Annotated in this window: 13 protein-coding genes and 1 tRNA gene; 6 read left to right on the forward strand and 8 right to left on the reverse strand. The window is 70.1% G+C overall.

What is annotated here, in order from left to right; genetic code table 11:
- Window positions 1-39: 39 nt before the first annotated feature.
- The 3 genes from OHA68_RS09360 to selD all read right to left on the reverse strand — a co-directional run bounded on the left by OHA68_RS09360 (window position 40) and on the right by selD (window position 3616).
- Entirely contained in the window at window positions 40-1935 is a 1896-nt protein-coding gene (locus tag OHA68_RS09360; RefSeq protein ID WP_327107246.1) for a SelB domain-containing protein, read from the reverse strand.
- Window positions 1926-2339 (reverse strand): rhodanese-like domain-containing protein, encoded by a 414-nt coding sequence (locus tag OHA68_RS09365; protein WP_189142597.1) that lies wholly within the window; start codon window positions 2337-2339, stop codon window positions 1926-1928. The genes OHA68_RS09360 and OHA68_RS09365 overlap by 10 nt, the downstream gene beginning before the upstream one ends.
- A 281-nt stretch (window positions 2340-2620) precedes the next feature.
- Window positions 2621-3616 carry a selenide, water dikinase SelD gene (gene selD / locus OHA68_RS09370; RefSeq protein ID WP_189142596.1) on the reverse strand — a complete coding sequence of 332 codons (996 nt, stop codon included), beginning with the start codon at window positions 3614-3616 and terminating at the stop codon, window positions 2621-2623.
- An 18-nt stretch (window positions 3617-3634) separates the two neighbouring features.
- Here selD and OHA68_RS09375 point away from each other — a divergent pair.
- Window positions 3635-3728 (forward strand) — tRNA-Sec (locus OHA68_RS09375).
- Between the two features lie 28 nt (window positions 3729-3756).
- Window positions 3757-5043: an L-seryl-tRNA(Sec) selenium transferase gene (selA, locus tag OHA68_RS09380; RefSeq protein ID WP_327107247.1), complete on the forward strand. Its 1287-nt coding sequence runs from the start codon at window positions 3757-3759 to the stop codon at window positions 5041-5043.
- Window positions 5044-5109: 66 nt separating this feature from the next.
- Here the strand turns inward: selA and OHA68_RS09385 are convergent, their stop codons facing one another.
- Together OHA68_RS09385 and OHA68_RS09390 are read right to left on the reverse strand one after the other, a co-directional pair.
- Window positions 5110-5784: a response regulator transcription factor gene (locus tag OHA68_RS09385; RefSeq protein WP_327107248.1), complete on the reverse strand. Its 675-nt coding sequence runs from the start codon at window positions 5782-5784 to the stop codon at window positions 5110-5112.
- Window positions 5781-6956, reverse strand: a complete 1176-nt coding sequence (locus tag OHA68_RS09390; RefSeq protein ID WP_327107249.1) for a sensor histidine kinase — start codon at window positions 6954-6956, stop codon at window positions 5781-5783. Before OHA68_RS09390 ends, OHA68_RS09385 begins: the two co-directional genes overlap by 4 nt.
- A 188-nt stretch (window positions 6957-7144) precedes the next feature.
- Here OHA68_RS09390 and OHA68_RS09395 point away from each other — a divergent pair, with 188 nt between their 5' ends.
- Window positions 7145-8701, forward strand: a complete 1557-nt coding sequence (locus OHA68_RS09395) for an alpha/beta hydrolase (protein ID WP_327107250.1) — start codon at window positions 7145-7147, stop codon at window positions 8699-8701.
- A 58-nt stretch (window positions 8702-8759) separates the two neighbouring features.
- Here OHA68_RS09395 and OHA68_RS09400 read toward each other — a convergent pair whose 3' ends face one another.
- Both OHA68_RS09400 and OHA68_RS09405 read right to left on the reverse strand, forming a co-directional pair.
- The gene (locus OHA68_RS09400; protein WP_327107251.1) at window positions 8760-9146 is read right to left on the reverse strand and encodes a hypothetical protein; all 387 of its coding nucleotides are present in this window, start codon (window positions 9144-9146) and stop codon (window positions 8760-8762) included.
- A gap of 94 nt (window positions 9147-9240) precedes the next feature.
- A complete protein-coding gene (locus OHA68_RS09405) occupies window positions 9241-9852 on the reverse strand; it encodes a hypothetical protein (RefSeq protein ID WP_327107252.1) in 612 nt (203 codons plus the stop codon).
- Window positions 9853-10145: 293 nt separating this feature from the next.
- Between OHA68_RS09405 and OHA68_RS09410 the strand changes: the two genes are divergently transcribed.
- Entirely contained in the window at window positions 10146-11165 is a 1020-nt protein-coding gene (locus OHA68_RS09410; RefSeq protein ID WP_189142591.1) for a DUF4331 family protein, read from the forward strand.
- A 104-nt stretch (window positions 11166-11269) separates the two neighbouring features.
- Window positions 11270-12670 (forward strand): APC family permease, encoded by a 1401-nt coding sequence (locus tag OHA68_RS09415; RefSeq protein WP_327107253.1) that lies wholly within the window; start codon window positions 11270-11272, stop codon window positions 12668-12670.
- 69 nt (window positions 12671-12739) lie between these two features.
- Here the strand turns inward: OHA68_RS09415 and OHA68_RS09420 are convergent, their stop codons facing one another.
- Entirely contained in the window at window positions 12740-13387 is a 648-nt protein-coding gene (locus tag OHA68_RS09420) for an O-methyltransferase (protein WP_327107254.1), read from the reverse strand.
- A gap of 137 nt (window positions 13388-13524) precedes the next feature.
- Here OHA68_RS09420 and OHA68_RS09425 point away from each other — a divergent pair, with 137 nt between their 5' ends.
- Window positions 13525-14070, forward strand: a complete 546-nt coding sequence (locus tag OHA68_RS09425) for a TetR/AcrR family transcriptional regulator (protein ID WP_327107256.1) — start codon at window positions 13525-13527, stop codon at window positions 14068-14070.
- Window positions 14071-14078 lie beyond the last annotated feature (8 nt).

The raw sequence follows: 14078 nt of genomic DNA on the forward strand, positions 1-14078 counted from the left end.
ATGTCCTGACATATTCTTGTCAGGTGTTTTTTGACCCCGTCAGTTGACAGCGGTGCAGGTTCGTGATCCGTCTTCGCGCCGTATGGTGCGGCCCAGGCCGTCGAGCATCTCCAGCAACGGCACCGCCACCCGGCGCGTGGTCCGCAACGCGACCCGCGCCTGACTCACCGTGAACGGCGCGGGCAGCGAGCGCAGCCGCTCCGCCGCCCGGTCGGCGGCGTCGGGCAGCAACACCACGCCGTCGGTGACGACCAGCACGGCGCCGGCGCGCTCGGCCGCGACCAGGTTCCGGCCGGCCAGCCCGAGCTCGGCCAGGCGCCGCGCGCTCGGCGCCTCGAACGGGCGGCCGGCCAGCTCGGCGCGGAGCCGGTCGATCGCGTGCCGCAGGTGCGCGGGCAGCGGCGGAGGCGCCAGGTCCTGCCTGCCGATGACGCCCGCCTCCACCGTGAGCGGCGGCGCGATCAGCGCCCTCGTCAGCCGCCGGTCCGGCAGGCCGAGCAGGTGCGTGGCCGCCTCGACGGTCAGCCGCCTGTCCCCGGCCCCGGTCACCGCCTCGACGAGCGCCTTCCGGAGTCCCGCCCAGTGCTCCGGGTCGGCGTGCCAGCCGCCCGGCAAGGGAGAGGGCGGCGCGGTGACGCCCATCGTCGCGAGGTCGGCGCCGCTGAGCAGCCCGTGCCAGCGCAGCAGATCGGCCGCCCCCGGCAAGCCGCCTCCCGGCACGGCGTCTCGCGGTACGGCGCCTCCCCGCACGGCATCTCCCCGCACGGCATCTCCCCGCACGGCGTCTCCCCGCACGGCGTCTCCCCGCACGGCGTCTCCCCGCACGGCGTCTCGCGTACCCGGTGCGGCCTTCGCGGCTCCTGGGGAGGCTCCGACCGCGGCGAGTGCCGCGCCGCGGGCCGCCGCCGCTCCCCTACGGGTCAGTACGGGAGGCCGTACGTCCAGGACGACCACCCCGGTCGTCACGGCCGAACGGCTGGGATCGCGCAACAGCGCCCGGTCGCCCACCCGCAGCGGCAACGGCCTGGCGAACGACAGCCTCGCGGTGCCCTCGCCGAGCGGTCTGATCCGGGTGGGCACGGCGGCCGAACCGATGTGGAGGAACAGGTCGCCCTTCGGCGGTTCACCCGGCGACAGCCGTACGTCGGCCGAGGTCGTGAGGTGCCACGCGCCGGGGGTCAGCAGCGCGTCCCCGCGTGAAGGGGAGACGGGCCCGCGCAGGTTGACCGCCACGCGGGCGGTGGCGGTGACCGCGCCGGCCGAGGTGTTGAGCGTCTGCAGGCCGCGTACCCGCACCGGTTCGCCGCCGAGGTGCAGTGTCTGGCCCGCGCGCAGGGTGCCCGCCGCCAGGGTGCCGGTGACCACGACCCCCGCGCCCGTCATGGTGAACACGCGGTCGGCCCACAGCCGTACCGGGCCATCGGTGTCGGGCGGGGGCAGTCCGGCCGCGAGCCGGTCGAGCGCGGTGGCCAGCTCGGGCAGGCCCTGCCCGGTGGCCCCGCTGACGGTCAGCGCGGGTATCGCCTCCAGGCACGTGCCGCGTAGCCGGGTACGGGCCTCGGCGAGCGCCGGAGCCGGGTCGGCCAGGTCGGCACGGGTGATCACCAGCAAGCCGTGGCGTACGCCGAGCAGGTCGAGAGCGGCCAGGTGTTCACCCGACTGGACGCACCAGCCCTCGTCGGCCGCGACGACGATCATGGCGGCCGGGCACGGCCCCACCCCGGCCAGCATGGTGGTGACGAACCGCTCATGGCCGGGCACGTCCACGAACGCCACCGTCCGTCCGGACGGCAGTGCCGTCCAGGCGAAGCCGAGGTCGATGGTCATGCCGCGGCGGCGCTCCTCGGCCCAGCGGTCGGGCTCCATCCCGGTCAGCGCCCGGACCAGCGTCGACTTGCCGTGGTCGACGTGGCCTGCGGTGGCGATCACGAACATGGCGCCAGGCGGGGACCCGTGGGGTGGTCGGGCGTGACGACCGGCAGGCCGGCCGCGAGCCAGGACTGGAAGCCGCCGACCACGTCGGTGGCGCGGGTCAGGCCGAGCTGCCGCAACGACCAGGCGGCCAGGCTGGAGGAGTAGCCCTCGTCGCACAGCACGATCCACCGGATGCCCGGGGCCGCCTCGGGGATGCGTGCGGAGGACCTCGGGTCGAGCCGCCACTCCAGGTGGTTGCGCTCGATCACGATGGCGCCGGGCACCTCCCCGTCGCGGCGGCGCTGGAACTCCGGGCGGGTGTCGACGATGAAGGTGTCCGGGGCGCGGGCGGCCGCCTGGGCCTGCGCCGGGGCCAGCCGGAAGATCGTCCTACGGGCCTGTTCCAGCAGTTCGTCGACGCTCATCGCACTCCACGAGGAGGTTGGCGGAAAGACGGGAATCGAACCCGCCGCGCCGAGATGCTCGGCCATCGGTCATGCCGACCGGGAGGGCCTCCAGGCTTCTGGACGCCTCCGAAACGATCTTATAGGTGAAGACCGTTCAGGAGAAGAAACCGGGCGTTGTCTTTCTCCGGTGGCACAGGGCGCGGTGGTTCAGGATGTCTCTCCTTCGGTACCGGACACCGCGCCGAGTATCACCGTGGGGTCCTCCCGTCCGGTGCCGGGACGACAAGACGGTCGTCCCGCTATTTCAGGATCAGCAGGTGTTCGCCACGAGGGACGAGTTCGCCTATCACCGGAAAACCTGGAAGCTCGCCCGCGACGAGCAGGCCGCCTGAGGTCTGCGCGTCGGCGAGGAGAAGCCGCTCGTTCTCCGGCAGGTCGCCGAAGTCGCAGTGGGGGGCGATCCAGTCGAGGTTCCGGCGGGATCCGCCGCTGATGTACCCGTCCCGGATGGCCTCTCGCGCTCCGTCCAGGTAAGGCACGGCGGCGCTGTCGACGACGGCGGACACGCCGCTCGCCCTGGCCAGCTTGTAGAGATGGCCGAGCAGGCCGAAACCGGTGACGTCGGTGGCGCACAGAATCCCCGCCGCCAGCGCCAGCCGGGACGCGTCCCGGTTGAGCGTCGTCATCGCGGCGACCGCCTCAGGGAAGACCTCCCCGGTCGCCTTGTGCCGCGTGTTGAGCACGCCGATGCCGAGAGGTTTGGTCAGCGTGAGGGGGATGCCGGGTTTGCCCGCGTCCACACGCAGCAGCCGGCCGGGGTCGGCGAGGCCGGTGACGGCCAGCCCGTACTTGGGGTGGGGGTCGTCGATGCTGTGGCCCCCGGCGAGATGGCAGCCCGCTGCCTGGGCCATCGCGGATCCGCCGCGCAGAACCTCGCGAGCGAGCTCCATGGGCAACACGTCGCGGGGCCAGCCGAGCAGATTCAGGGCCAGGACGGGCTCGCCGCCGACGGCGTAGACGTCGGAGAGCGCGTTGGTGGCCGCGATCCTGCCGAAGTCGTACGGATCGTCCACGACAGGGGTGAAGAAGTCCGTCGTCGCGACAATGGCCGAGGCCGCGTCGTCCACCTGGAGCACCGCGGCGTCGTCGCCCTGATCGATTCCCAGCAGCAACCGGCCTGTCGACGGAGAAGAGGCCGGCGAGAGTCCGGCGACCAGATCCTCCAGCTCCCCCGGAGGAATCTTGCAACTGCAGCCGCCTCCGTTGCCATACTGCGTGAGCCTGATGTTGTTCATGGGTCTATGATCCACTCTGGAGGCGTTTAGGAGTCTGGTGGCCCTCCTGGTCTTCAAAACCAGTGGCGCCGAGCATCTCGGCGCGGCGGGTTCGATTCCCGTCCGCCTCCGCTGATCGGCGAATTCTGGGGTGGTCTCAAGTGGATCGACGCAGTTCGGTGCCGCGGACCGATGTCATGCTGAACGACCCCCGGTTGGCCGCCGCGCAGAAGACGCTCGGCCGTGACCTCGTCAAGGCAGCGGTGGTGAGCGCCCAGCAGCAGGTCCGCGAGGGCTTCGCCGACCCCGACGGCGCCGCGGACATCGCGCTCGCGCTCTTGCCGGCGACCGCGGGCGGCCTGAAGAGCGTCGTCAACGCCACCGGGGTTCTCGTGCACACCAATCTGGGCCGGGCTCCGCTCTCACCCGCCGCCGTCGCGGCGGTCACCGCGGCCGCCGGCTACACCGACGTCGAATTCGACCTCGCCGGCGGACAGCGCGCCCCCCGTGGCCGTACGGTTCTCGCCGCGCTCGCGCAGGCGGTCCCCGAGGCGCAGGCCGTGCACGTGGTCAACAACAACGCGGCCGCGCTCGTGCTCGCCGCCACGGTGCTCGCGCGGGGCAAGGAGATCGTCATCAGCCGCGGCGAGCTGGTGGAGATCGGCGATGGATTCCGGGTGCCCGAGCTGCTGGAGTCCACCGGCTGCCGGCTCCGCGAGGTCGGCACCACGAACAGGACCGCCCTGCGGGACTACCGGAACGCCTGTGGCCAGGACACCGGCTTCATCCTCAAGGTGCATCCGTCCAACTACCGGATCGAGGGCTTCACCTGCGAGGTCTCCATCGAGGAGCTCGCCACGATCGGGCCGCCCGTGGTGGCCGACATCGGCTCAGGACTGCTGCGCCCGGAACCGCTGCTGCCCGACGAACCGGACGTGGCCACTGCGCTGCTCCAGGGCGCGGCCCTGGTCACCGCCAGCGGCGACAAACTCCTCGGCGGCCCGCAGGCGGGCCTTCTCCTCGGCCGGGAAGACCTCGTGGCACGGCTGCGCCGCCATCCCCTCGCCCGCGCGCTGCGGGTGGACAAACTCACCCTGGCCGCGCTCGAAGCGACCCTGCGCGGCCCGCGGCCGCCGGTGCACCGGTCGCTCCATGCGAGCGTCGCCGAGCTCAGGGAACGCGCGGAACGTCTCGCGCGACGGCTCGGCGGGCACGCGGAGGCGGTGCCGACCATCGCCAGGGTCGGCGGCGGAGGCGCGCCGGGAGTGGAGCTGCCCAGCGCGGGGATCGCCGTGGACGAGAGCCTCGCCCTGCGACTGCGCTCCTACGATCCTCCGGTGATCGGCCGGATCACCGATGGGCGGCTGGTGCTCGACCTGCGGGCGGTGGAGCCCGGTCAGGACGAGATCATCGCCGCCGCCGTGGAGCACGTGCACACCCGAGCGTGATCCGCCGGTCCAGGCGGCGTTCTCGCTCGCGGACCCTTTCCTTGGCCGTCAGCTTGTCCTTGGCCGTCAGCTTTGTTGGTCGTCGGCGAAACCGGTGCGGTAGGCGAAGACCACGGCTTGGACGCGGTCGCGCAGGTCCAGTTTGGTGAGGATCCGGGAGACGTACGTTCGGACGGTCTCGAAGCTGATGACCAGCTCCGCGGCTATCTCGGCGTTGGACAGGCCACGCGCGATCAGGCGCAGCACCTCGCGTTCACGGGGGGCCAGGACGGCCAGCGGATCCTCGGCGGGGGTGGGGGTCGTCGGGCGGAGGCGGTCGGCGAAGCGGCCTATGAGGGTACGGGTCACGGTGGGGGACAGCAGGGACTCGCCGCGGGCGACGGTGCGGACGCCGTTCAGCAGCTCCAGCAGGGGGGCGTCCTTCAACAGGAAGCCGCTGGCTCCGGCGCGCAGGGCCTCGTAGACGTACTCGTCCACGTTGAACGTGGTCACCACCAGCACCTTCGGCGGCGCGACGACACCGGGGCCGGCGATGCGCCGCGTCACCTCGATGCCGTCCATCAGCGGCATGTGGATGTCCATGACCACCACGTCGGGCTTCAGGCGGGTGATCGCCTCGACCGCGGCCGGGCCGTCGGCGGCCACGCCGACCACCGTCATGTCCGGCTGCGCGTCGAACGCCGTCTCATAGCCGGTACGGACGATCTCCTGGTCCTCGCAGATCATGACGCGGATGGTCATTCGGCACCGCCTACGGGGATCGACGCGTACAGCCGGAAACCGCCGTCAGGTTGCTCGCCCGCGGCCAGCTCGCCGCCCAGCGCGCCTATCCGGTCGCGCAGTCCGGCCAGGCCTCGGCCGCCGGAGAGGCCGCTTCTGGCGCCGACGGACACCACGGCGGCGGCGTTCGTCACCTCGGCCTCCACCCGGTCGTCCCGGTAGTCGACCCGCACCGTGGTCGGGCGGCCCTCGGCGTATTTGACGGCGTTCGTCAGGCCCTCCTGCACCGCCCGGTACAGGGCCAGCCGCACGCCGATCGGGAGTGCGGGCTGGTCGCCGTCCTCCACCAGTTCGACCGGTTGGCCGCCGCTTCGGGTCTGTTCCACCAGGTCTCGCATGGTTCCTGTGACGGGCGTGGCCGACTCTCCGGTCGCCTCCAGCACGTCCAGCAGGTGCCGCAGCTCGGCCAGGGCCCGGCGGCCGGCGTCGCCGATCGTGGTCAGTGCCGTGCCCACGCGGTCGGGCGACGTGACCACGAACTGTGCGGAGTCGGCCTGCACGACGATGCCGGTGACGTGGTGGGTCACCACGTCGTGCAGCTCGCGCGCGATGCGCGCCCGCTCGGCGGCGGTCGCGGCCACGGCGGCGAGCCGCCGTCGCTCGGCCTCCTGGGACCGTTGCCCGCGTACGAACGAGCCGAGCACCCAGCACGCGGCGAAAAGCAGGTAGAACACCAGGAACTCGCTCAGCACCACCGGTGAGCCGAGCAAATGCATGGTCACGCACAGCACGACGTACGCGGCCGACAGCACGGCGGCGATGACGCGCCGGAACCGCTCCTGGTGCGCGCCCACCGAGTAGAGCGCGAGGTACACCGTCACGGTGCCGAACTGCATCGGGTAGCCGACCGTCTCGTGGACCACGAAAGACGCGCCATTGATCGCCAGACACGCGGCGGGCCACCGGGTGCGTACGGCGAGGGGCAGCGTCTGCGCCAGGATCAGGACGATCGTGAACGCATCGGCCGGGCGTCCTGGCAGGTTGCCGAACTGGACGCTCATGATCGACAGCGCCGGCACGAACGCCAGCCCGGTGAACACGACGGCCAGCCACCGGTCCCACACCACGGCGTCGTAGACGTGCCACGCGTCCCGCAACCTTCGCGAGCGGTCGCTGACCCAGGTCCACGGCATGGCTCAGAGCCTAGCGATCTCCGATCGTCGATGTTGCCGCGTTTGTCCCTCATGTGAGCTACACGGAATGTCCCCAGCGCAGTGATTCGGGACAGGGCCCTCAACTTCTACTTTTCTCCCCAGAGGCCGGAACCACGGTCTACCGCGAGGTCAGATCGCGGCAAAACGGGCATTCGGAGGGCAGCACCATGGAAAGCAGCATCCGCGTACGGATCATCGTCGCCGGCACCCTGGCCGCGAGCGCGGCAGCGGGGGCGATCATCGGCGGTCAGCCGGCAAGCGCCAGGGCCGAAGCGACCACCGGCCACGTCCAGTCCTCGATCAAGTGGGGCGAGTGCCCGGAGCTCGCGCCGGGCGCCAAGCGGGACCCCAGGCAGACCTGCGGCACGGTCAAGGTGCCCCTGGACTACCGCCACCCCAAGGGAGAGACCATCACGGTCGCGGTCTCCAGGATCGCCACCGCCAAGGACGGCAAGAAGCGCGGCGTCCTGCTGTTCAATCCGGGCGGCCCGGGACTGCAGGGCCTGGACATGCCCGGCCAGATGGCGCAGACCCTGCCGAAGACGGTGCTGGACTCCTACGACCTGATCGGGTTCGACGCACGCGGCGTCGGCCGCAGCACCCCGATGAGCTGCGGTCTGTCCGGCAGCGGCCTCCTCACGGTGTTCCCCTACCCCGGCGCCGGCGGCTCGATCAAGGGCAACATCACCACCGCGCGCGCCGTCGCCAAGCAGTGCGCCACGGTCGGTGACAAGCTCCGGTTCTTCACCAGCGCGAACACGGCGCGCGACATGGATCGCATCCGCCAGGCGCTCGGCGAGCGGAAGATCTCCTACTGGGGCCAGTCCTTCGGCACCTACCTCGGCGCGGTCTACACCACGCTGTTCCCCCGCAACACCGACCGGATGGTGCTGGAGGGCAACGTCGACCCGAACAAGGCGTGGGCGAAGATGCTGAACACGTGGAACCAGGGCATGAACGACCGGTTCCCGGACGCCGCCCGTGTCGCCGCCGCGAACCATGCCGACCTCAAGCTGGGCGGCACCGCCGACAAGGTCACCGACACCTTCCTCAAGCTGGCCGACCGCCTCGACCGCAAGCCGGCCGCGGTGCCGGGCACGCCGGCGGCCATCAGCGGTGCGCTGCTGCGCGGCGTCACGTACCAGATGTTGCAGCACAACGAAACGGTCCCAGCGCTCACCCAGTTCTGGAAGGCGGCGGCCGACCTGGCCGCCGGCAAGGCCCCGAGGGACGCGGACGTCGCCGTGCTTCGCCAGATCTTCGCCGAGACCCCGGCCGCGAAGGGCGTGCCGGCCGACAACCAGGTCACCATGGCCCTGGCCATGATCTGCGGGGACACCACCTGGTCACGCGACGTGGACTCCTACGCCGACGCCACCGCGGCCGCCCGCGCGAAGTACCCGCTGAGCGCCGGCATGCCCAACAACATCCAGCCGTGCGCGTTCTGGTCGAAGAAGCCGATCGAGCCGCTGGTCAAGGTCACCTCGAACGGTCCGCGTAACGTCCTGATCCTGCAGAACCGCCGCGACAACGCCACCCCGTGGGCCGCGGGCCGGGGAATGCGCAAGGCACTGGGTGACCGCGCCGGCTTCGTCGGTGTCGAACACGGCGGCCACTTCGCCTACGCCACCGGCTCGGCCTGCGCCGACAAGGCCACCGTCGCCTTCCTGGCCAAGGGCACCCTGCCGGCCAAGGACCTCACCTGCGCCGGCCCCAAGTCCTGACCCTCAAACCCCCGCCACAGCCCCCGGTCCACGACCGGGGGCTGTGGCGTTCGGTGGCTCACGTCTTCTTTCTGGTGCTTCCCCTGGCTGCGGTGGCGGTCGTTCTCGTGGTCTTCGAGGCGTCGGGCTTGGTCGCGGTGGTCTGCTGCTCCAGGATCTTCATGATCTCGGGAGTCAGCGTCTCCGCGAGCGCGGGCGCGAGAGCGTCGGCCAGAGCGGAGGCCAGGACCTGGGCGAGCAGGACTCTTTCGATGGTCGAGGCCTTCAGCATCGCGCCCGGCGTTGAGGTGAGGGCCGTCTCGATCAGAGCGGCCATGGAGTCCCCGCCGCGGGCAAGAGCTTTGGTGGACTGGCTCGCCTCGTTGAGGATGTCGCGAATGACGTCGTCGATCAGCGACTCTACCGGGTCATGCTCGGTCGGTTCGGCGGCTTCTTCTGACGCCATGGGTTGCTCCTCTGCGGTCGATGTGATCCGTCCCTACCTGTTGATTCGCCCGAGCTGAGGGACACCTTCTTGCCTGCGATCGGGCGTTGCGTCGCTACCGGTTGCTGAGCGCGGCGAGCAGGAGCGGGTGCTCCATGCCGCCTTCTTCCTCGCCCTCCCCGCGGCGGCGCATGAGCATCGCGAGCAGGAGCGGGTGACTGATCATGCTCTCCTCGCCTCCCCTACGGCGACGCATCAGCATCGCGAGCAGGAGCGGGTGACTGATCATGCTCTCCTCGCCTCCCCTGCGACGCCGCATCAGCATCGCGAGCAGCAGCGGGTGCTCAATACCGCTCTCTTCCTCGCCCTCCCCGCGGCGGCGCATGAGCATCGCGAGCAGGAGCGGGTGACTGATCATGCTCTCCTCGCCTCCCCTACGGCGACGCATCAGCATCGCGAGCAGCAGCGGGTGCTCCATGCCGCTCTCCTCCTCGCCCTCCCCGCGACGCCGCATGAGCATCGCGAGCAGGAGCGGGTGGTCGATTCCGCTCTCCTCGCCTCCCCTGCGGCGGCGCATGAGCGCGGCGAGCAGGAGCGGGTGCTCGATGCCGCTCTCCTCCTCGCCGTGTTCGCGGCGGGCCGCGAGCGCCGCGAGCAGCAGGGCTTCCAGGGATCGCCCTTCGCCCTCGGTGGTCTCGGTACGCTGGGCCTCTGCGGTGGCGGTCATGGGTTTTCCTTTCAAGCGCCGGTATAAGCACACCAGGTTCGTCAGGGGGATACATCGCCCAATACCCGAGGTTTTCGTACTGTATTCACAAAGGAATTGCCAAGAAAACCTTGTCGATTAAATGGCAGCCTTCGAAAACCCCGAGCCTGGCGGCGCATACATTCCTCCCCGGTACGACCTCCAGCGCTCATTCCTTTGGGCCGTTGGCCCATCTTTAGCAGCCATTGACCCAGATGGCGCAAAACGGTTTTTCAGGCGGTTTTCCGGCGGGTGGGCAGGGGAAAGGCCCTCACATGTCCAACCACTTCACCGGCCTCAGCCTCGGCCCACCGCTCGGCGACCAGCGTCTCGATCTGTGTGACCTGTACGCCTTCGCGGCGCCCGGCGATCCGAGCAGGACCGTTCTCATCCTCAACGCCAATCCCAACGCGGACGCCCTGCACCCCGACGCCGTCTACCGCATGAACGTCGACAACGACGGTGACTACCTCACCGACGTCGCCTTCAGCTGGGTCTTCAACCCGCCGGAGGCCGACGGCTCCCAGACCTACAGCGTCTTCATGGCGACCGGTGCGGAGTCCCGCAAGCCCGAGGCGGTCGGCACCAAGATCGTGTCGGATGCGGCCGTCTCCTTCGCCCCCCAGGCCAACGTGGTCGGCAGCGGCGATTACCAGGTGGCCGCCGGTAGCCGCAGTGACGCCTTCTTCTTCGACTTCGACGGCATCAAGAACCTGTTCGACACCAGCGGCAAACGTAATTTCACCGCACCGCACCTGGGCGGGAAGTCCCCGTGGACCGGCGTCGACTCCAATGCCACGGCCAATGTCTTCTCCATGGCCATCGAACTGCCGACCGCGGAGCTGGCGCCCGAGTCCGAGCTGCGCATCTGGGGCCGGTGCAGCGTCCTGCGCGACGGCGAGCTCTTCCACGCGGACCGGGCCGGGCACCCGTCGATGAGCAGCTTCTTCAACACCGACGACACGAAGCTGGAGTACAACGCCAGTGAGCCGGTCAACGACCGGGAAAAGTGGACGGACCAGTTCGTCCACCTGCTGGGCCACACCGGCGGCTACTCGCGCGAGGAGGCGATCACCGCGCTCGACGAGCACGGCCTCCTGCCGGACGTGCTGCACTTCGACCAGTCCAAGCCCGCCGCGTATCCCAATGGCCGGACGTTCACCGAGGACGTCATCGACATCCGCGTCGCGTTCCTCACCAAGAACGAGGCGCCGCCCACCGGGCTGACGCCGCACACCGACTTCCTGGACCGGTTCCCGTACCTCGGCGACCCGCACCCGCCCGCGGCGGGGTAGGGAGCCCGGATCCACCGGCACAACCGCGCCGGAGGCAGAATATCCACAGGCCGGAGGGGTAAGTACTCACACTTCAGAGTGGTTTCACGAGAAGGAAACCCCCCATGGCACAGACCCGTCCCCCCGGCCCCATCGAGACGAACGGCGGCGAGCAGCCCAGCCTGAAGCAGGTGATGGGCCCGGGGCTGTTGCTGCTGTTCATCATCGGCGACATTCTCGGCACCGGCATCTACGCGCTGACCGGCCAGGTCGCGGGCGAGGTGGGAGGCGCCGCGTGGCTGCCCTTCGCCATCGCCTTCTTCGTCGCGTTGGTCACGGCGTGCTCCTACCTTGAGCTGGTCACCAAATATCCGCAGGCCGCCGGAGCCGCGCTCTACGTGCACAAGGCGTTCGGCACGCACATCCTGACCTTCATGGTGTGCTTCGCCGTGATGTGCTCCGGCATCACCTCCGCCTCCGCAGCCTCGCGGGCCTTCGCCGCGAACCTCAGCACCGGATTCGGGCTCGACGTCGGCAACGGCGTCATCCTGATGATCGCGCTGGCTTTCATGCTGCTGGTCCTGGCGGTCAACCTGCGCGGCGTCGGCGAGAGCGTCAAGATCAACGTGGTGCTCACCGCGATCGAGCTCTCCGGACTGCTGCTCGTCATCATGATCAGCCTGTACTTCATCTCCGGCGGCAACGCGGACTTCTCCCGAGTCGTCGCCTTCGACACTCCCGAGGACAAGAGCGTGTTCCTGGCGGCCAGCGCCGCGACGTCGCTGGCGTTCTTCGCCATGGTCGGGTTCGAGGACTCGGTCAACATGGCGGAGGAGACGAAGAACCCGTCCCGGATCTTCCCCCGCGTCATGCTCACCGGTCTCGGCATCACGGGTCTGATCTACGTGCTCGTCTCCATCTGCGCCGTCGCCGTGGTGCCCGTCGGGGAGCTCGCCGCCAGCGAGACACCGCTGTCGCTGGTGGTGCAGACGGCGGCCCCCGGCTTCCCGATCTCCGACCTGCTGCCGTTCATCTCGATGTTCGCCGTCGCCAACTCGGCGCTGATCAACATGCTGATGGCCAGCCGGCTGCTCTACGGGATGGGCCGGCAGGGCGTGCTGCCGGCCTTCCTGTCGAAGGTGCACCCGACGCGCCGCACACCGTACGCGGCGATTCTGCTCACCACCGCGATCGCGGGCGGTCTCATCACCTTCGTCTCGCTGGACCCGGAGAGCCCGGTCGTGGCCCTGCTGGGCGGGACGACGTCGCTGCTCCTGCTCGCGGTGTTCGCGCTGGTCAACCTGTCCGTGCTCGTCCTGCGCAAGGACCGGGTGGTCGGGGAGCACTTCAAGGCGGGCCGGATCCTGCCGGTGGTGGGCACGTTCACGTGCGTCTACCTGGTGCTGCCGTGGTCCTCGGGGCGTCCGGCCGGGCAGTACGAGATCGCGGGGGTGCTGCTGGCGATCGGCCTGGTCCTGTGGGGCATCACCTGGTACGCCCGGCGCCAGGCGAGCACGAACGCCTGACCTTTCGCCGGTGGAGCTCACTGTCGGCGCACATGGCCGAGCGGTGGGAGGTCAGCTGCTGAGGGAGTGTCAGGCCCGGCAGCTGATCTCCATACCGTCCTCCACGGGGAAGTCCACGGTGACGTATCCGTGGGCGGGGTCGCGGACGTAGGCGAGATAGTCGCCCATGCTCGCGAAGGTGGAGTCGTCGGCGACGATGAGGGCGCCCGGCGCGAGGCGGTCCTCGAGCAGGCGCAGCACCGGCAGGCAGAGGTCTTTCCAGCCGTCGAGCAGCACGAGGCCGATGGGTCCGCGGACCTCGGCGAGGGTCACGAGGGCGTCGCCCGGCAGGATCGTCACGTGCCCGCCCACGCCGGCCTGTTCCAGGTTGTCGCGCGCGGCGTCGACCTTGGTCTGGCTGAGCTCGGTCGTCCATACGTGGCCGACGCCGTTGTCGGCGACCGCGGCGGCCAGGTAGACCGTGGAGATGCCGTACGAGGTGCCGAACTCGACGATCGTCTCGGGGCGGCCGTTGCGCACCAGCGTGTAGAGCAGGTGGCCGGCCGACCTTGAGATCGGCAGGTACGCCTCCGCCAGCGCCTCGGCGCGCTGTTCGGCCGTGGCCTCGGTGATGGGCGTGTCCAGGGGCCACGGCACGGGATTCGCCGCTTCGAGGTCGGCGGCGGCGAACAGCCGATCGAGGACGGTGGCGGTTCCGGTCATTGTCAATGTGTTCATGACCGCTACCGTAGACGCACCGTTGCGTCTACGCAAGATGGTAAGGTCGGGTGGTCGAAGGGAACGGGCCCATGAGCACTGCCGCGAGCAGACATCGCGGAAACAGGCACGGCCGCAGCGAAGAAGCACGCCAGAGCGTGCTGGAAGCGGCTGACGACCTGCTGGTGGAGGTCGGCTACGCGCGGCTGACCATCGAAGGGATCGCCGAACGCGCCGGGGTGGCCAAGCAAACGATCTACCGCTGGTGGTCGTCGAAGAACGACATCCTCATGGACGCCTTCGTCCAGGACGCCGCCGAAGCCCTCATCCCGTCGGACTCCGCGGACCTTCGGCAGGACCTGCGGGCGCACGCCCGCAATGTCGCCGTCTTTCTGACCGAGTCCGACGCCGGCGCGGTCTTCCGCGCCCTCACCGCCCAGGCCCAGCACGACCCCGCGCTCACCACCCGGTTGCGCTGCGAGCACCTCGGCAAGCAGCGCGGCTACGACCGGCTCCCCTTCGAACGCGCGGTCGCCCGCGGCGCGCTCGACCCCGGCGTCGACATCGACCTGGCCGTCGACCAGATCGTCGGGCCCATCTACTACCGCGTCCTCGTCACCGGCCAGGCCACGCCCCCGGCCTTCACCGACGCCCTCGTCGACGCCGTCCTCGCCCACCTGCCGCCCCCGCACACCGAGGCCTGAACGGCCTC

The sequence above is a fragment of the Nonomuraea glycinis genome (genome assembly GCF_035920485.1).
Taxonomy (GTDB): Bacteria; Actinomycetota; Actinomycetes; order Streptosporangiales; family Streptosporangiaceae; genus Nonomuraea; species Nonomuraea glycinis.

Bases quoted from the DNA above. Each gene is read 5' to 3' on its own strand.
- OHA68_RS09360 (WP_327107246.1), bottom strand. From the start codon at position 1,935: ATGTTCGTGATCGCCACCGCAGGCCACGTCGACCACGGCAAGTCGACG.
- OHA68_RS09365 (WP_189142597.1), bottom strand. From the start codon at position 2,339: ATGAGCGTCGACGAACTGCTGGAACAGGCCCGTAGGACGATCTTCCGG.
- selD (WP_189142596.1), bottom strand. From the start codon at position 3,616: ATGAACAACATCAGGCTCACGCAGTATGGCAACGGAGGCGGCTGCAGT.
- OHA68_RS09385 (WP_327107248.1), bottom strand. From the start codon at position 5,784: ATGACCATCCGCGTCATGATCTGCGAGGACCAGGAGATCGTCCGTACC.
- OHA68_RS09390 (WP_327107249.1), bottom strand. From the start codon at position 6,956: ATGCCGTGGACCTGGGTCAGCGACCGCTCGCGAAGGTTGCGGGACGCG.
- OHA68_RS09395 (WP_327107250.1), top strand. From the start codon at position 7,145: ATGGAAAGCAGCATCCGCGTACGGATCATCGTCGCCGGCACCCTGGCC.
- OHA68_RS09400 (WP_327107251.1), bottom strand. From the start codon at position 9,146: ATGGCGTCAGAAGAAGCCGCCGAACCGACCGAGCATGACCCGGTAGAG.
- OHA68_RS09405 (WP_327107252.1), bottom strand. From the start codon at position 9,852: ATGACCGCCACCGCAGAGGCCCAGCGTACCGAGACCACCGAGGGCGAA.
- OHA68_RS09410 (WP_189142591.1), top strand. From the start codon at position 10,146: ATGTCCAACCACTTCACCGGCCTCAGCCTCGGCCCACCGCTCGGCGAC.
- OHA68_RS09415 (WP_327107253.1), top strand. From the start codon at position 11,270: ATGGCACAGACCCGTCCCCCCGGCCCCATCGAGACGAACGGCGGCGAG.
- OHA68_RS09420 (WP_327107254.1), bottom strand. From the start codon at position 13,387: ATGAACACATTGACAATGACCGGAACCGCCACCGTCCTCGATCGGCTG.